This is a genomic window from Mycobacterium sp. IDUB_36 (genome assembly GCF_055419225.1).
On the sequence record NZ_JBVAXH010000001.1, the window covers coordinates 405,368 to 422,442 of the forward strand.

Consider the following 17,075-nt stretch of genomic DNA (forward strand, 5'->3'; position numbering starts at 1 on the left):
GTGACGACCCAGGCTTCTGTCGTGGCGTGAGGTGTCAGTGGCTCGTCGCGCCGGCGCCGCTCCGGCGAAAAAGGCCGTTGCTCTTGGCTTCTCGCCGGTGCCGCTGCGGTGCGGGAGCGATGACCTCGGTACGGGCCGACTCCGCGAACGCGTCGAAGCTCCCCGAGTCGGCCACCCCGCGGGCGTCGGCCGCCTGGCGTGCCAGCTCGACATCGCGCGCCGTGCGAATCGTCACCCGCGCCAACACCGCGCCGCCGAGAAACACGATCAGCGCGCCCAGTCCGGAGAAGGACGCGATCTCGATGACGGCACGCTTGGCATCGGTGGCCGCGAGGGGTTGGCCGACATCGCCGAGTCGCAACGTCGAGGCCAGAGTGCGCCCGACGACGAACCACGCGCCGGCAACCACCGCGAGCCATCCGCCGAACATGGCGGTCGCGCGATTACCGGAGATCAGCAGCAGGAATCCGCCTGCCGCGGTGACGACCCCGGGAGCGACCTCCAACCAGGCTCGTGCGGTGCTCCACACCCACGCTTGACCGGGTGTGTAGGCGAGGTGAAGGTACGGCCCGACGAACGGGATCAATGCGCCCCAGACGCCGAGGACGAGCAGGAGCAGTCCGCTCACTGCGCCGCGGCTGCGCGGCATGTGGAAGGTGCCGAAGCCGGACCGCGAGTCATTCATTTCGAGTTCTCCTCAAACAGTGGACACCGGTGTGTCGTGCGCGTGCTGAGTACCCCTACGCCACGGCGGTGCGACGACCGTCGGCGTGCGGGTCAGGCTAATCGGTGTGTCTGAAATTCAGCTCAGAGCTGCCCGCGTCTACGAGGCGACAGGCTATGGCGCAGTGCGGCGTCAAATCGATTAGTCCTGCTGTTTTGATCGAGCTGACTGACATCAGCAACTGCTGGGTTTATTCAGGATCGAGACCACCGAGGAATGCACGGCTACTGGGAAATGCCGGGAATCGCTGGTTCGCGGCACGGTTGCCGCTGGCGAGCGTCACGCACGCGACGGCCGTCGCCCAAGGGACTGCCGTCGTGATCGCGCGGGCTAGTGCAACCCGGCCAGCAGTAGTACGACGGCGATCGCGGGGAAGATGCCCTGCGTCAAGGCTGCACGTGCCTTGTCCGGTGCCGACGCGAGCAGCACGACAGCCGCCGCGGCCATCGACCCCACGCCGGCGAAAATCAGAGCCGCACCAATACCCTTGTGTCCCATCGTCATTGCTGCGACTCCCACCCCTGTGACGATAGCCAGGAAGAGGTTGTAGAAGCCCTGATTGAACGCCAGCAGCTTCGTCGTCTCCGCCTCTTCGGCCGAGGTGCCGAACGTGGCGCGAGTCCGCTTGCTGGTCCAGGTGAGCGATTCCATGGTGAAGATGTAGACGTGCAGCACTCCGGCCAGTCCGGCGAATACCAGTGCGGCAGTGATCATGTCGACCTCCTACTCGTGGCGGAGATCCGCCTCGCCCGGCGTGGCCGCGTTCGCGGTCACCGTCATTCGAACAATCCCGGTTGCCCCAGGCCACTGGCCCGTGGTGGCGGCGTCATCCCCAGGTGCGTCCACGCCTGCGGAGTTGCCACCCTGCCGCGCGGAGTGCGGGCGATCATGCCGGCCCGCACCAGGAAAGGCTCGCACACCTCCTCGACGGTGGTGGCCTCTTCGCCGACGGCGACCGCCAAGGTCGACACACCGACCGGCCCGCCCCCGAAGCTGCGGGTCAACGCCGACAGCACCCCGCGGTCCAGCCGGTCGAGGCCGAGTTCGTCGACGTCGTAGACCGCCAGCGCCGATTTGGCGACGTCACGGGTGATCACTCCGTCGGCCCGCACCTCGGCGAAGTCTCGGACCCGGCGTAACAGCCGGTTGGCGATACGCGGCGTGCCGCGCGAACGTCGCGCGATCTCCGCACCGGCTTCGGTGCCCAACTCGATGCCCAGGATTCCGGCTGAGCGGCGCAGTACCCGCTCCAGCTCGGCCGGCTCGTAGAAGTCCATGTGGGCGGTGAAACCGAACCGGTCGCGCAGCGGGCCGGTCAAAGCACCGGACCGGGTGGTGGCCCCGACCAGCGTGAAGGGCGCCACCTCCAGCGGAATCGACGTTGCCCCAGGACCTTTGCCGACGACGACGTCAACCCGGAAGTCCTCCATCGCCAGATACAACATCTCCTCGGCGGGCCGGGCGATGCGGTGAATCTCGTCGATGAACAACACGTCGTGCTCGACGAGATTGGACAGCATCGCCGCCAGGTCGCCGGCCCGCTCCAGCGCCGGCCCCGACGTGACCCGCAGCGACGATCCCAGCTCGGCGGCGATGATCATCGCCAGCGACGTCTTGCCCAGCCCGGGCGGACCGGACAGCAGGATGTGATCCGGTGTGCTGCCGCGGTTCTTGGCACCTTCGATGACCAACTGCAGCTGCTCGCGCACGCGCGGCTGGCCGATGAACTCGCCCAGCGAGCGAGGGCGCAGGCTGGCGTCGACATCGCCCTCGCCGACGGTCAGGGCCGCCGAGACCTCCCGGTCGTCAGGATCTTCCTCGACCGGAATCACTTTGTCTTCCCCAGCAACGACAACGCCGAACGCAGTGCCGTCGACGTGGTGGCCTCTTCATCGGCGGCCAGTACCTTGTCGGTCGCCTCTTCGGCCTGCTTGATCGCAAAGCCAAGCCCCACAAGGGCTTCCACCACCGGGCCGCGCACACTGTGACCGTTGACACCGGCCGACGACGCGCTCGTTCCCACCGGCCCGATCTTGTCACGCAGTTCCAGCACCATCCGCTCGGCGCTGCGCTTGCCGATTCCCGGCACCCGGGTCAGGGCGGTGACGTCACCGTCGGCGAGCGCTTGCCGCAGCGCGGTCGCGTCGTACACGGCGAGCGTCGCCAGTGCGATCTTCGGGCCGACTCCGGAGACTCCCAAGAGCGTCAGGAACAGATCTCGGGCGTCGGCGTCGGGAAACCCGTAGAGCGTCATGGAGTCTTCGCGGACGATCATCGCGGTGATCAGCCGGGCCTCGCTGCCGCGGCGCAGCGACGCGAGCGTGGACGGGGCAGCCATCAATTTGTAGCCCACCCCCGCCGCCTCGATCACCACGTGATCGAGGGCGATGTCGAGCACCTCGCCACGCACGGACGCAATCATCATCGGGCCGCCTTCAGCTTGGCTTGATAGTTGCGTCGCTGCTGAGCCGCCATGGCCTCGGCGGCCGCCATCCGGGCGATCATGGGTGCACGCCAGCAGTGGCAGATGGCCAGCGCAAGGGCGTCGGCCGCATCCGCGGGCGTCGGCTTTGTCTGCAGCGCAAGGATTTTGGTGACCATCGCGGTGACTTGGGCCTTGTCGGCCCGGCCATTGCCCGTCACAGCGGCCTTGACCTCGCTGGGCGTGTGGAAATGGACATCGATCCCCCGCTTGGCGGCCGCCAAGGCGATCACGCCGCCGGCTTGCGCTGTTCCCATCGCGGTATTGGCATTCTGGTTGGCGAAGACGCGCTCGATCGCGATCACGTCCGGCAGGTGGGTGTCCATCCAGTGGTCGACGGTATCGCTGATCGTCAGGAGACGGCGGTGCAGCGGTTCGCCGGACGGCGTGCGGACCACATCGACATCGAGCGCAATGACCTGTCTGCCACGTCCGCTCTCGATCACCGACAGCCCGCAGCGCGTCAGGCCGGGGTCGACGCCCATCACGCGCACCTTCGTCTCCTACGTTGCGAACGCTTGTTCGATCAGCGTAGCGACCCGACCGTGCTGCGACAGGCGCGACACGCGAGTCCGAGGGCGCTGGGCAAGCCGGGCCCAGGGCTCCGTCGCCATCGGAGCGGCTCGCCGCGCCCGGCCGCGCTGGCGGTATCGCAGCAAGCGAACGCCAGTCGTTTCGGACGATAACTCGGCCTGAACACGTCTAGCAGGATGCGTTGCAATCGAATTACCGCCAAATTAATTGAATTCGTGGTCAATTTCGGACATCGACAATTCTTCTGTGCCTATAAATGGCGTTTGAACTCGGACGATGTCCAAACAAGATCAAATTCCAAAAATTATTCAAGATCTTTTTCGAGATACGCTTCCCGCGGCGGGCCCTGAGGTCTAGCTTAGCGAAAGCTGAGAAAAACTTACCCACTGGGGAGGGTCCGCCATGGCCGGTCAACACAGTTCCAAGAAGAACCGTAAGTCGCAGAAGGGGAAGGCCCGCCGGCGTGCGGGCGCGATCGGCCTGGGGGGCAGCGCGAGCGCGTTCCTGGCATTGGGCCTGGGGCCGCTTGCCGGTGCACCCGCAGCGCATGCCGACGACTTCGGGCTGGACAGCATCTTCGACCCGATCGTCGCGTCGATCTCGACTTTCGATCCCGCCTTCGGCGCGAGCCTGGGCACCTGGTTCGACAGCATTGACACCGCACTGAGCGCATGGTCGGTCGCCGACCCGACGTCAGGTGTCGAGTCGGCGCTGAGTGCCGGCGCCATTGGTTCGAGCGCGGCATCGGATCCGTTCTCCGACTTCTGGCAGCAGTTGCAGGACTCCTGGGTAGACAACCCGATGACGCAGAGCCTCAACACCTGGCTCGTTTCTGCCAACCCTGCCGCATTTGACCCGGCCGACTCCTGCGGATTCATTTGCAACGGCGCCGACGGGACCGCCCTGGACCCCAACGGCCAAGACGGCGGAATGTTCTTCGGCAACGGCGGCGACGGCTTCACCTTCACCACGGGTCTCGACGTCAACGGCGGCGACGGCGGTGACGCCGGCATGTTCGGTGACGGCGGCGCCGGTGGTGACGGCTTCGGTGGCGGTGACGGCGGCGCCGGCGGTATCGGCGGGCTGTACGGCGGCAACGGTGGCCTCGGTGGCGACGGCAGCCTCGGCGGCAACGGCGGTAACGGTGGCGACACCGGGCTGTATGCGTTCTACGGCTCCGGCGGCAACGGTGGCATCGGCCTCGTCGGCGGCAACGGCGGCGATGGCGCCATCTACGGATCCTTCGGCAACGGTGGCGCCGGCGGCGCCGGTAGCGCCGCCACGTCGACCCAGGCTGCGGGAACCGGTGGTAACGGCGGCAACGGCGGGCAATTCTCGTTCCTCGGTTCCGGCGGTACCGGCGGCACCGGTGGTGCCGGCCTCAACGGCACCGCAGGCTCCTTCACCACCGGAGACGGCGACGGTCTCGACGGTGGCTTGGGCGGCAACGGCGGCAACGGTGGTACGGCCGGGCTGTTCGGGTTCGGCGGCAGCGGCGGCGCCGGTGGTGTCGGCGGCAACGGCGGTGTGGGCGCAGCCGGTGACTTCGAATCCTCGGGTGACGGCTTCGGTGGCTTCGGTGGCACGGGTGGCACCGGCGGCGAGCACGGCGTCGCGGGTGGCGCGGGAACATCATTCGGTGTCGCCGGCTCGAGTGGCCTGGACGGCAACGGTGGCGCGGGCGGCGCCGGCGGCGTCGGCGACTCGAGCGCCGTGACCGGCTCGACCGCCACCGGCGGTGCTGGCGGGGCGGGCGGCGCCGGCGGCGTCGGCACCGCAGATGCGGCCGGCCAGGGCGGCGGCGGAGGCGGCGGCGGCGGGTACGCCATCACCGAAACCAACAACGGCGGCATCATCGGCGGCACCTCCTCCACCGCGACCGGCGGTGCGGGCGGTGTCGGTGGCGCGGGGTCCACCACAGATGAAGGCGGCAACGGCGGACAAGGCGGGTACGCCCAGCTCAACGCCAACGGCGGATCGATCGTGAACGGCAAAGCGGTCGGCGGGGTCGGCGGTGCCGGCGGCATCAACGGCGGCACCGGCGGCGACGGCGGTTACGGACTGGTCGAGTCCAACGGCTCGGGCAGCTTCGCGTCCGGCACGGCCACCGGCGGGGCCGGGGGCGCCGGTACCGACGGCGGCCTGGGTGGCGACGGCGGACGCGGCGTCCTCAGCGGCGGCTTCGGCAACGATCCCACCAACCCGACCGCCCTCGGCAGCGGAACCGTCAGCGGCACCGCGACCGGCGGGGCAGGCGGCGCCGGCACCGGGGCTGGCAGCACCGGCGGTGACGGCGGTCGCGGTGTGATCGCTGCCGCCAGCGGTAACGGCGGCGGTCCCACCCAGCCCGGCTTCGCGAGCGGCTCTGCGACCGGCGGCGCGGGCGGCGCCGGCACCAACGGCGGTGCTGGTGGCGATGGCGGCAAGGGCGTGCTGTCGGGTGGCATCGGTGGGCAGACCACCGGTGGTGTGGTCGTCAACGGCTCCGCCACCGGCGGTGCAGGCGGCGTCGGTCAGGCCGCAGGCGCTTCCGGCGGCAACGGCGGTGGCACCGGGGTCTTCGCCGAGTATGCCCAGAACGTTGTCAACAACGGCGTTTCGGTCGGCGGGGTCGGCGGCGCCAGCGGCACCGGTGCCGAGGCCGGCAACGGCGGTAACGGCGGCACCTCCTACTCCTTCTCCAGCGGAACCACGGCGACCGGTGGTGCGGGCGGAGCCGGCGGCAGCGGCACTGTCGCCGGGGCCAGCGGCGGTGCAGGCGGCAACGGCGGCGGCGGCTACACGCAGGGCGGTGCCGGCAATGCCACCGGTGGCGCAGGCGGAGTCGGCGGTGCGGGCGGCACCACGGCCGGCGCCAACGGTGGCGCAGGCGGCACCGGCGGTACCGCTAACGCACAAGCGGGTAGCGGCTCGGCCGTCGGCGGCATCGGCGGCGCCGGTGGTGCAGGCGGCTCGGCGGCGGCCGGTGGCGTCGGTGGAGACGGCGGCAACGCCGTCCTGGGCAACACCGGCACCACCGCCATCACCGCCACCGGCGGTGCCGGCGGGGCCGGCGGCGTCGGCGGCACCTCGGCCACCTCAGTCGGCGGCAACGGCGGCGACGGCGGTATCGGCACCGCTAACACCGCCAACGGCACCGGCGGCAACGGCGGACTCGGCGGCAACGGCACCTTGAACGGCGCAGGTGGGCCCGGCAACGGCGGCAATGGCGGCAACGGCGGCAACGGCACCAACGCGGTTGGCGGTAACGGCGGGCCTGGCGCCACCGCTAGCGCCACCGGCGTGCCCGGCGACAACGGCACAGCCGGCGCCAACAACCCGTGACGCCATAGCTGAGAACGGCAACCGCGGCCCGGTCGAAAGACCCGGCCGCGGTTGTCGTTTCGGTGGTGCTTTCGACGATCCTCTGTCGGGCGGGCATATCCGCCTGTCGCTGAATGCTTTTGACACCTCACACTCTCGAACTGTCTGACAAAAGCAAACTCGCGCGCCAGCGCTCGCGACTTCGTTACAGTCGCCGATATGGCTCCGTCACACAGGCACCACCACGAGCCGGATCTAGGGCAAGGGGCAGACATGACAGCCATCCACTTCATCTCCGGTCTGCCACGATCCGGCTCGACGCTGCTGGCGGCACTGCTGCGGCAGAACCCCCGCTTCGAGGCCGGCATGTCCGGCCCGCTGGCCGGCCTGTTCGGCGCACTCCTGGGCGAGATGAGCGCCCGCAACGAATACTCGGTGTTCATCGACGACGCCAAGCGCCAGCGGATCCTGCACGGCCTGTTCGAGAATTACTACGCCCACAGTCCGGCAGAGGTGGTTTTCGACACGAACCGGTTCTGGTGCGCGTGGATGCCGGCGATCGCGCGGTTGTTCCCCGACGCGAAAGTCATTGCGTGCGTCCGGGATATGCCCTGGGTCGTCGACAGCATCGAACGCCTGGTTCAGCGCAACGTCTTCAGCCCGTCGTCGATCTTCAACTACAGCGCCGGCGGCACCGTGTACACCCGCGCCAATGTCGTCGCATCGGCCGAAGGCATGGTCGGGGCTCCCTACGACGCCCTCAAGCAGGCCTGCTTCGGCGCGCAGAAGAATCGTCTGCTGCTCGTTCAGTACGAGACGCTGACCAGCGACCCGGCCAAGACCCTGCTTGCCATCTACGACTTCATCGGCGAGCAGGCATTCGAGCACGATTTCGACCACATCGATTTCGACGTCACGGATTTCGACGAGCGGGCCGGTACTCCCGGCCTGCACACGGTGGGCAAAACAGTCAAGGCTGTGGAGCGCGAAAGCCTGCTGCCACCGGATCTGTTCAATCGCTTTGTCAACGATGCCTTTTGGCGTGATGCAGACGCAATCCCCGAGGGACTTCAGGTGGTCTGAGCCCGCACCAACCGATTCAGCCGCAGACCGATTGCCTGCCAGAGCATGTCGGCAATGCCGTCACAAACCGGGGTATGCGCGATAATCTCACCCAATGCCCGACGAACCTCTCGCTGAGTCCGCACCGGCGGCAAGCCCCGCAGGAACACCGCACACGCCCAAGCGCGAGCCTGCTGCGGAAGGCTCGCGGAGCCTGCCCCAACTGGCGACCTACGCAGCACTCACCCTCGCCGTCGTCGCCGTGGCCCTCGCCGCGCTGGCTTACTTCCACCCGGCGCATCACGACGCGGCCGGTCCGATCCAACAGGGCGGCGACGCAAAGACAAACGTGTGCACGGCTTTTGCCGCGGTCCGTAAAGCGGTGGTGCTCAACACTCACCTGCAAACTCCCGACAACAATCCGGTCGGCGAGCTCGCGGTGGCCGGCAATGCCCGGCTGGCCCTGGTGGGCGGCGGCGCGTACTTGCAACGACGGCTCGCCGCCAACACGGCTGCACCGAGCGACCTCACGAAGGCAGTCAGTGCGTTCGCCGACACGATCGGACAGCTCGGCGTCGGCTACCTGGCGGGCGGCAGTCCCGACACGATGCAGCCGTTACGGCACGACCTCGACACTCAGATCAACGACGCCGCGAAAGCCTGCTCCTGACAGAACAGCGCCGCTGACGGTCTCGGCGACCGCGAATTACCAAGAGTTCCGGTTCAATTTGCGCGTTCGGCGACCGTCGGCGCATGCGGCAACTAGCTTGACCAGAATCGACGACCACGTCGTTTCTTTGGGGGTAGACCGATGTCTGACGACAGTCGAAACACACGAAAGCACCGATTACACGCCGTGCCGGGCTACCTGGCCGGTTCCGGTGCGGCCGTGGCCGCATTACTCACCGCGATGATCGTGCCGCCCGCGGACATGCCATCCCCCCACTCCCGGAGCATCTCCACCAACTCCGGCGGCGCAGCAACCCATACACCTGACGGCGACGGTGGAGCCGGAGGCCAGGGCGGCGCCGGCGGCAAGGGTGGTCAGGGTGGAGTCGGCGGTCAGGGCGGCGCAGGTGGAAAAGGCGGAGCGGGAGGGCGAGGCGGCAACGGCGGCCGGGGCGGGGGCGCCGGATCGACCGGCCAACCCGGCGAAGGTGGCGAAGGCGGGGCGGCGGGTCCAGGTGGAGTTCCGGGTGAGCCGGGCATGCGTGGTCCATCCGGCGGCTGATGCCCAGCTCAGGCACCGGCAGAGCAGACCAGCCGGCACGCAAAATGTTGTTGCAGCGCACTATCTTTCATCGGTCGAGCTCACCGGCCGCTAAGGGGGCCCACACGCTGTGAACGATCCGAAAGCCGACGTCGTCTCTCGCCAATACGAGCGTTGGAGATACCCGGAGCCGATACAGGATCTCGAGTCGTGGCTGCGCGGCAACTGGCAGTGGCTCGACCCCAGCCACTCCCACCGGGTCCTCTGGCCCGACCGGGAATACCGGCCGGACCTCGACATTCTCATCGCGGGGTGCGGCACGAATCAGGCCGCCGAGCTTGCTTACACCAATCCCGAGGCGAAAATTGTCGCGGTCGATATCAGCCAGCCGTCACTCGATCACGAGCAGTACCTCAAAGACAGGCACGGGCTGCACAATCTGGAACTGCGCCTGCTGCCCATCGAGGAATTGCCCTCGCTGGGCAGTCAATTCGACCTCGTCGTGTCGACCGGTGTGCTGCACCATATGGCCGACCCGCTGGCGGGGATGAAAGCACTGGCCGCGTGCGTGAAGCCCGACGGCGTCGTCGCAGTCATGCTGTACGCGAAGTATGGCCGGCTCGGCGTCGAGGTGATGGAATCGGTGTTTCGCGACCTGCGCCTCGGACAGGACGAAGCATCGGTGCGGGTGGTCAAAGAGGCACTCTCGTCGCTGCCACCCGATCATCCGGTGCGCGGCTACCTCAAGACGGCCCTGGACGTTCGCTACGACGCCGCGCTGGTGGACACGTTCCTGCACGGTCGGGCGAAACACTATTCGGTGGACGACTGCCTCGATCTGGTCGACGCCGCCGGCCTCGCGTTCCAAGGATGGTTCCTCAAGGCGCCGTACTATCACCACGAATTGCTCTCACCCCCTGGCGAGTTCAACCAGTACCTCGCTGCGTTGCCGGAACAGAAGCAGTGGTCTGTGATGGAGCGAATGCACACCACGAACGGGCGTCATTTCCTGCTGGCATGCCATCCTGGCCGACCGAAAGAGAGCTATTCGATTGACTTTTCGTCACTCGACTCACTCGACTACATTCCGCTGATGCGCATGCGCTGCGGCCTGGCCGGAGCAGACATTTATCGGGCGGACTGGCGCATGCGGCTGAACCTCGCCCAGCTGCCCTATGTGCAACACATCGACGGTCACCGCACTATCCGCGATATCGCCGCACTGGTCGCGGAAAGCCAAGGACCGACGCGCGGCAGCGTCGCCAACGTCGAGAAGTTCGGCCGCAAGCTGTTCGAGGCCCTGTGGCGTCTCGACTTTGTGGCCATGGCCCTGAGCCCGTCCGGCTAGCCCCGCCCGCTGCCTTGTCGTCGGTCTGGACCGAATTAACGACGTGGAGTCTCGGATAAAACTGCTACCTTCACCCAGGGGGGCTTGACGGCAAGAAAGGCCTGACATTGGGCACACTGCTGCTCGTGCTCGCCGCGGTGTTGTTCATCGCGGCCATCCTGGTCTTCCTGGCGGCGTTGCGCCGCCCCAAGAAGCAGAGTGCCGGACGTGAGGATCCGCTCGCATTCGTAACGGCAGCACCGCAATTCGGCCCGCGCCAACTTGGCCCCGGCGCGATCGTCAGTCACGGCGGCATCGACTACGTGGTGCGCGGTTCGGTCACCTACCGAGAAGGCCCGTTCGTCTGGTGGGAACACCTGTTGGAGGGCGGTGGTGAGCCGATCTGGTTCAGTGTCGAAGACAGCGACGGGCGGCTCGAACTGGTGATGTGGACCAGCCGCAAGGACCTGCAATTGCAACCCGGCGGTCAGCACGTCGTCGAGGGCATCACCTACAGCGAGTCGGAGCGCGGCCACGCCGGCTACACCACCGAGGGCACCACCGGCCTGCCGCCTGCCGGCGAGATGGATTTCGTGGACTACGCCAGCGCCGACGAGACGTTGCTGCTGTCTTTCGAGCGCTGGGCGCCGGACATGCCGTGGGAGGTGTCGACCGGCAAGCCCGTGCTCGCCGGCGAGCTCACCGTGTACCCGGCGCCGCCGCCGGCTTCCGAATAGAGGCCACCCTCCGTGCCCCTGCATCGTCTGTCGGTCATCCCGGTCGACGTCCGTGGCTCCGAACTCGGGCTCGCGATCAACGTGCCGGCCCCGCTCCCCCTGGCCAGCTGCCGGCTGAACCATCCGGACGGCGGCGCACTGGTGTTGGGGGTGTTGGGCGCATCGCACGTCGTCACGGTGGAGCATCCGAATGTCAGCTTCTCCGAACAAGTTTCGTGTGACCTCGACGGCGATCTCCCCGACCGGACGCGGGCACCCGGCTACCGACTCGAAGCCCGCACCGATCTGTGCGATGAGGCCGCGTTCCGTGAGCTGGCGGACCGGCTCCGGCACCGCTGCGCGACCGACAGCGGCTGGCTCGGAGGTTCATTCCCGGGTGACGATGCCGCGCTGACAGCGCTCGCCGCCGAACCCGACGGCGCGGGCTGGCGCTGGCAGACCTGGCACCTCTACCCGGCCCCGGCCGGTGGCACCGTGGTCTACACCGCCAGCCGGTGGCGCCCGTGAGCCGCGGCGGCCTCTTCGCGATGGCCTTCGGCCTGGCCGCCAGTGCATTCCTCAGCCTGATCTTCGGCATTTCGCTGCAGCACAAAGATATTCGCAGCTACATCGCGTCGCACTACCAGCAGTACTCCCGCGACGCCAACGGCATCCGCTATCTGTGCACGGGATCGCCTGCGCAGGTGGCATACACGCTCACCGGCTACCAGACGCCGGCGGCAAGCGCCGTCAGCGGAGGCACGCAGTACCTGCGCTTCAACGACGCCATCGTGACGGTCGGTATCGATGGCACCCACCCCTGCAGCATCCGGGTCGAGGACTTGGCGGCCGGATACAGCCATGGGTCGTTCATCTTCCTCGGACCAGGGTTCAGTCCCGGGTCCCCGTCACGCGGCTCGGGTGGCAGTACAGGTGGCCCGGGTGGAACGAAATGACAGCCAACCGAACGCAATACACGAAGTAGCGACAGGAGACAGCGATGTATCTAGCCGTTGAGTTGGGAACTATCGACCTCAACCCGGTTTTCAAGGGCGCGCTCGCGACCATCTTGTACTTCCTGGTCGGCACCGCCGTGCTGCTGCTCGGCTTCGTGGTGGTCGACGTACTCACCCCGGGCAAGTTGCGCCAACTGGTCTTCATCGATCGCCGGCCGAATGCGGCGATCCTGGCCTGCGCCAACTACATTGCGCTGGCCACCGTCATCATCAGTGCCATCGCCAACAGCTACAGCCAGTTGGGCCAGGGCCTGGTGGGCGTGGCCGTCTACGGGCTGATCGGCGTCGCGCTGCAGGGTGTGGCGCTGTTGACGCTGCATGTGGTGATACCCGGTAATTTTCACGAGCACATCGAGGAGGCGGAACTGCATCCGGCGGCGTTCGCCACGGCCGTGATGCTGCTGGCTGTAGGAGGAGTGACCGCAGCCGCGCTGTCATGACATCGACTGAGCAGCAGCCCGATACGACCACCCCGTTCTCGAGCACCCGCTGGCGGGCGGTGCTACTTGCCGCGGTGGCGGCGTGCGCAGCGTGCGGGATTGTCTACGAACTCGCGCTGCTGACCCTGTCGACCAGCTTGAACGGCGGCGGCATCATCGCCACGTCGCTGATCGTCGCGGGCTACATCGCCGCGCTGGGCGCGGGTGCGCTGCTGGTCAAGCCGTTGCTCAATTGGGCGGCAGTCGCTTTCGTCACGGTGGAAGCGGTCCTGGCCATCGTGGGCGGGCTGTCCGCCGCCGCCCTGTACGTCATGTTCTCGTTCGTCGGCGGATCGCTGTTGATGCTCGCGGCCGGCACCGCTCTGATCGGCGCCCTCGTCGGCGCCGAGGTTCCACTGCTGATGACGCTGCTGCAGCAGGGTCGCGTCGCCGGCGCGACCGACACCGGCCGGACGTTGGCCAATCTCAACGCCGCGGATTACCTGGGCGCGTTGATCGGCGGCTTGGCTTGGCCGTTCCTGTTGCTGCCTCACCTGGGAATGATCCGGGGCGCCGCGGTCACCGGGATCATCAATCTCGTTGCCGCGACGGTTGTTTCGATTTTTCTGCTGCGTCGGGTGGTCAGTACCCGGCAGCTGCTCATGGCATTGGGTGCGCTGAGCTTGGCGCTGGCGCTGCTCACCACCCTGCTGATCCAAGCTCAGGACATCGAAACGACCAGCCGTCAGCGGCTCTACGCTGACCCGATCATCGCCTTTCGTCAATCGGCGTATCAGGAAATTGTGGTCACGCGTCGTGGCAACGACCTGCGACTCTACCTCGACGGCGGCCTGCAGTTTTCTACCCGCGACGAGTACCGGTACACCGAAAGCCTCGTCTACCCCGCGCTGGGCGCCGGAGCACGGTCGGTGTTGGTGCTCGGTGGCGGTGACGGCCTGGCAGCACGCGAATTGCTGCGCATGCCCGGCGTGGAGAGCATCGTGCAGGTCGAGTTGGACCCCGCCATGGTCGAAATAGCCCGCAGCACAATGCGTTCCGCTAATGCCGGGTCATTGGACAACCCTCGGGTGCACATCGTCACCGGTGATGCGATGAGCTGGTTGCGCCGCGCCGATGCGCCGTCGTTCGACGCGGTGATCGTCGACCTGCCGGATCCCGATACGCCGGCGTTGGGGCGCCTGTATTCCACCGAGTTCTACGCGCTGGTATCCCGCGTCCTCTCACCCGGCGGGTTGATGGTGGTGCAGGCGGGTAGCCCGTACTCGACCCAAACAGCTTACTGGCGAACGATTTCCACGATCACGTCCGCCGGGTACGCCGTCACGCCGTATCACGTGTATGTCCCGACCTTCGGCGACTGGGGATTCGCGCTGGCCCGCCGCGGGGGCAAGGCGCCACAGCCGGTCATCCCGCCCGCCGCGCCGCAGCTGCGCTTCCTCGATCAATCGGTGCTCGACTCATCGACGGTGTTCGCCCCCGACGTGCGCCCGCGCATGCTGGAGCCGTCGACTCTGGAACATCCGCGCATCGTCGAAGACATGCGACACGGATACGACTAGCAGTCCACTTCACGCCGAGATCGACGGCAGCGTGAGAAATCGTGAGAGCGCTGCACGCTGGTGTCGATCTGGGCGCCATCCACGGCGGCTGAGCGCCTGGTAAGGGCTACTCCGCGTCGAGTGCGGCCAACACCTCGTCGGACAGGTCGACATTGGTGTAGACGTTCTGCACGTCGTCGCTGTCCTCAAGCGCGTCAACGAGTTTGAACACCTTGCGCGCACCCTCGGCATCCACCGGCACGCTGACCGACGGTTGGAAGCTGGCCTCGGCGGAGTCGTAGTCGATACCGGCTTCTTGCAGAGCGCTCCGCACCGCCACCAGATCGGTTGGCTCGCTGACGACTTCGAAGCTGTCACCGAGATCGCTGACGTCTTCGGCGCCCGCATCCAGGACGGCCGCCAGCACGTCGTCCTCACTCAGGCTGTTCTTCTCCAGCGTCACGACACCCTTGCGAGAGAACAGGTAGGACACCGATCCCGGATCGGCCATGCTTCCGCCGTTGCGGGTCATCGCCACCCGCACCTCACCCGCGGCGCGGTTACGGTTGTCGGTCAGGCACTCGATGAGCACCGCAACGCCGTTGGGGCCGTAGCCCTCGTACATGATGGTCTGCCAGTCGGCCCCGCCGGCCTCTTCGCCCGCTCCGCGCTTACGGGCCCGCTCGATGTTGTCGTTGGGCACCGACGTCTTCTTGGCCTTCTGAATGGCGTCGTACAGCGTCGGGTTGCCGGCCGGGTCGCCACCGCCGGTGCGCGCGGCCACCTCGATGTTCTTGATCAGCCGGGCGAATTCCTTGCCGCGGCGCGCGTCCTTGACGGCCTTCTGGTGCTTGGTGGTGGCCCACTTGGAATGGCCGCTCATCAGCTACTACCTCTTCTGTCGTTCACTCTTCCGCCTGACGAGTCTACGTGGGCGTTTGATCGCCGGCGCCCACCCTGACCAGCGGCAGGAAAATATCGTCGACGATCTCCTCGATCACCTCGTCCGCCACCGGTCGCAGTGTCATGAGCAGTTCGTGGCGGAACAGATCGACCGGCAGGCGAGCGACGCGTCCGCTGACCTGGCCCGGCCGCACCTCGGCACGGGCGACCGCGCGGGCGATCACCTGGTCGAGCACGGCGTCGCGTCCACCCTGGACGTGGGCGCTCAGCTCGGCGAGGTTGGTATCGGCGTCGGTGTAGAAGCCGCCCAGTCGAGTCAGCAGATGCGTGACCAGACGAGGGCGCACCGCGTTTGCCTGCCGCAGCAGCGCGATCACGTCACCACGCAGACTGCCGGTATCGGCGACGGTCACCGGATCGACTTCGGCCTGGTGCACCAGCGCCGCCAGCACCAACTGCGGCTTGCCGGGCCAGCGGCGATACAGCACAGCCCGACTGGTCCCGGCACGCGACGCCACCGCGTCGAAGGTGAGTTCGTCGTACCCGCGCTCAACCAGCTCAGCCCACGCCGCGTCGAGCAGCGCCGTCTCCAGCGCCTCGCCCCGCCGGCGCTGCGGCGCTCCGCCGTTAAGAGACATTGCGTTTCCTATTCCGACTCGCTACCGTCCTTAAGAGACGCATCGTATCTTAAGGACGGGGAACTCACATGCGGATTCTGGTCTCCGGGGCAGGCATGGCCGGACTCAGCGCCGGCCTCACTCTCGGCACCGACGGCCACGACGTCACGATCGTCGAGCGGGCAGATCACCTACGGGTCAACGGATCGCCGATCGACATCCGCGGCGACTCGATCGATGTGGCCCGGAAGTTGGGCGTGCTCGACGCCATCCACGCCCACCGCGTGGACATGAGCGAGCGCATCCAGTTCGTGGACCGAAACGGCGAATTGCTCGCTCAGATGCCCGATTCCGAGTTCAACGATCGCCCCGACGACGTCGAGATCCCCCGCGAGGATCTCGCGAACGTGTTGCGCAGCGCGCTGGATCCGGGTACCCGGCTGCTTTTCAACACGTCGATCGCCGAGCTCGAGGATGACGGCGACGGCGTCGACGTGCGCTTCACGTCGGGTGAGCGCAGCCGCTACGACATCGTGGTCGGCGCCGACGGGATGCACTCGGCGACTCGACGTCTCACGTTCGGATCCGAGAACCGGTTCCTGCGGCACCTCGGTTTCTATGTCGCGCTCGCCGAACTGTCCGGCTACTCCCGGCCTGACCGCCGCACTCCGATGTACAACTTCCCCGGTCACCTGGCGGGCATCGCCACCTATCGCGATAAAGCGCTGGCAGTGTTCATGTTTCGCTCACCCTGGATCGACTACGACTACCACGACCTCGCCGCCCAGAAGCGAATTCTGCGCGAGGCGTTCGACGGCCACACCGAATGGAAGATCCCCGAGCTGCTGGATGCCGCGACCGGCGACGGCGACCTGTACTTCGACTCGGTCAGTCAGATCGACATGCCGACGTGGCACCGCGGACGGGTCGTGTTGGTCGGTGACTCGGCGTACTGCGCGTCGCCCTTGTCGGGCCGTGGGACCAGCCTGGCCATGACGGGCGCGTGGCTGCTAGCCAAGGCGCTGCGCGATAACCCCGAAGACGTCATATCCGCGTTCGATCAGTATGAGCGCGAACAACTTCCGCATGTCACCTACGCCCAGTCGACCGCGGGGCCCGGCGGTGACGTGCTGGTCCCCGCCTCTCAGTCGGACATCGATGCCCGAAATCAGCGCTTACGCAGCGCCGTAAGCTCGTTATGAT

Annotated in this window: 18 protein-coding genes; 11 read left to right on the top strand and 7 right to left on the bottom strand. The window is 67.2% G+C overall.

Features of this window, described 5'->3' with window-relative positions:
* Window positions 1-34: 34 nt before the first annotated feature.
* The 5 genes from ACZYW1_RS01810 to ruvC all read right to left on the bottom strand — a co-directional run bounded on the left by ACZYW1_RS01810 (window position 35) and on the right by ruvC (window position 3,700).
* Window positions 35-685 carry a hypothetical protein gene (locus ACZYW1_RS01810; protein WP_463782768.1) on the bottom strand — a complete coding sequence of 217 codons (651 nt, stop codon included), beginning with the start codon at window positions 683-685 and terminating at the stop codon, window positions 35-37.
* Window positions 686-1,054: 369 nt separating this feature from the next.
* Window positions 1,055-1,438 carry a DUF1304 domain-containing protein gene (locus tag ACZYW1_RS01815; RefSeq protein WP_463782770.1) on the bottom strand — a complete coding sequence of 128 codons (384 nt, stop codon included), beginning with the start codon at window positions 1,436-1,438 and terminating at the stop codon, window positions 1,055-1,057.
* Window positions 1,439-1,500: 62 nt separating this feature from the next.
* Complete coding sequence (gene ruvB / locus ACZYW1_RS01820) at window positions 1,501-2,556, bottom strand: Holliday junction branch migration DNA helicase RuvB (RefSeq protein WP_463782771.1); 1,056 nt, start codon at window positions 2,554-2,556, stop codon at window positions 1,501-1,503.
* Window positions 2,553-3,146, bottom strand: a complete 594-nt coding sequence (gene ruvA, locus ACZYW1_RS01825) for a Holliday junction branch migration protein RuvA (protein ID WP_463787641.1) — start codon at window positions 3,144-3,146, stop codon at window positions 2,553-2,555. Before ruvA ends, ruvB begins: the two co-directional genes overlap by 4 nt.
* Window positions 3,146-3,700 (bottom strand): crossover junction endodeoxyribonuclease RuvC, encoded by a 555-nt coding sequence (ruvC, locus tag ACZYW1_RS01830; RefSeq protein ID WP_463782773.1) that lies wholly within the window; start codon window positions 3,698-3,700, stop codon window positions 3,146-3,148. Before ruvC ends, ruvA begins: the two co-directional genes overlap by 1 nt.
* 442 nt (window positions 3,701-4,142) lie before the next feature.
* On the opposite strand from ruvC, the gene ACZYW1_RS01835 reads away from it, so the two are divergent.
* The 10 genes from ACZYW1_RS01835 to ACZYW1_RS01880 all read left to right on the top strand — a co-directional run bounded on the left by ACZYW1_RS01835 (window position 4,143) and on the right by ACZYW1_RS01880 (window position 14,373).
* Window positions 4,143-7,064 carry a PGRS repeat-containing protein gene (locus tag ACZYW1_RS01835; protein WP_463782775.1) on the top strand — a complete coding sequence of 974 codons (2,922 nt, stop codon included), beginning with the start codon at window positions 4,143-4,145 and terminating at the stop codon, window positions 7,062-7,064.
* Window positions 7,065-7,316: 252 nt separating this feature from the next.
* Entirely contained in the window at window positions 7,317-8,126 is an 810-nt protein-coding gene (locus ACZYW1_RS01840; protein WP_463782776.1) for a sulfotransferase family protein, read from the top strand.
* A gap of 94 nt (window positions 8,127-8,220) precedes the next feature.
* Complete coding sequence (locus ACZYW1_RS01845) at window positions 8,221-8,775, top strand: hypothetical protein (protein ID WP_463782778.1); 555 nt, start codon at window positions 8,221-8,223, stop codon at window positions 8,773-8,775.
* Between the two features lie 141 nt (window positions 8,776-8,916).
* The gene (locus ACZYW1_RS01850; RefSeq protein WP_463782779.1) at window positions 8,917-9,336 is read left to right on the top strand and encodes a hypothetical protein; all 420 of its coding nucleotides are present in this window, start codon (window positions 8,917-8,919) and stop codon (window positions 9,334-9,336) included.
* 109 nt (window positions 9,337-9,445) lie between these two features.
* Window positions 9,446-10,663 (top strand): class I SAM-dependent methyltransferase, encoded by a 1,218-nt coding sequence (locus ACZYW1_RS01855; RefSeq protein ID WP_463782782.1) that lies wholly within the window; start codon window positions 9,446-9,448, stop codon window positions 10,661-10,663.
* A gap of 107 nt (window positions 10,664-10,770) precedes the next feature.
* The gene (locus tag ACZYW1_RS01860) at window positions 10,771-11,379 is read left to right on the top strand and encodes a DUF4178 domain-containing protein (RefSeq protein WP_463782784.1); all 609 of its coding nucleotides are present in this window, start codon (window positions 10,771-10,773) and stop codon (window positions 11,377-11,379) included.
* 12 nt (window positions 11,380-11,391) lie between these two features.
* Window positions 11,392-11,886 carry a DUF2617 family protein gene (locus ACZYW1_RS01865; RefSeq protein ID WP_463782787.1) on the top strand — a complete coding sequence of 165 codons (495 nt, stop codon included), beginning with the start codon at window positions 11,392-11,394 and terminating at the stop codon, window positions 11,884-11,886.
* On the top strand, window positions 11,883-12,314 hold the full coding sequence (locus ACZYW1_RS01870; RefSeq protein WP_463782789.1) for a DUF4247 domain-containing protein: 432 nt from the start codon (window positions 11,883-11,885) through the stop codon (window positions 12,312-12,314). Before ACZYW1_RS01865 ends, ACZYW1_RS01870 begins: the two co-directional genes overlap by 4 nt.
* A 44-nt stretch (window positions 12,315-12,358) precedes the next feature.
* Window positions 12,359-12,814: a DUF350 domain-containing protein gene (locus ACZYW1_RS01875; RefSeq protein WP_463782791.1), complete on the top strand. Its 456-nt coding sequence runs from the start codon at window positions 12,359-12,361 to the stop codon at window positions 12,812-12,814.
* Entirely contained in the window at window positions 12,811-14,373 is a 1,563-nt protein-coding gene (locus tag ACZYW1_RS01880) for a polyamine aminopropyltransferase (protein ID WP_463782793.1), read from the top strand. Before ACZYW1_RS01875 ends, ACZYW1_RS01880 begins: the two co-directional genes overlap by 4 nt.
* Window positions 14,374-14,479: 106 nt before the next feature.
* Here the strand turns inward: ACZYW1_RS01880 and ACZYW1_RS01885 are convergent, their stop codons facing one another.
* Both ACZYW1_RS01885 and ACZYW1_RS01890 read right to left on the bottom strand, forming a co-directional pair.
* The gene (locus ACZYW1_RS01885) at window positions 14,480-15,235 is read right to left on the bottom strand and encodes a YebC/PmpR family DNA-binding transcriptional regulator (RefSeq protein WP_463782795.1); all 756 of its coding nucleotides are present in this window, start codon (window positions 15,233-15,235) and stop codon (window positions 14,480-14,482) included.
* Between the two features lie 43 nt (window positions 15,236-15,278).
* Window positions 15,279-15,893, bottom strand: a complete 615-nt coding sequence (locus tag ACZYW1_RS01890; protein WP_463782797.1) for a TetR/AcrR family transcriptional regulator — start codon at window positions 15,891-15,893, stop codon at window positions 15,279-15,281.
* Window positions 15,894-15,961: 68 nt separating this feature from the next.
* On the opposite strand from ACZYW1_RS01890, the gene ACZYW1_RS01895 reads away from it, so the two are divergent.
* Complete coding sequence (locus ACZYW1_RS01895) at window positions 15,962-17,074, top strand: FAD-dependent monooxygenase (protein WP_463782799.1); 1,113 nt, start codon at window positions 15,962-15,964, stop codon at window positions 17,072-17,074.
* Window position 17,075 lies beyond the last annotated feature (1 nt).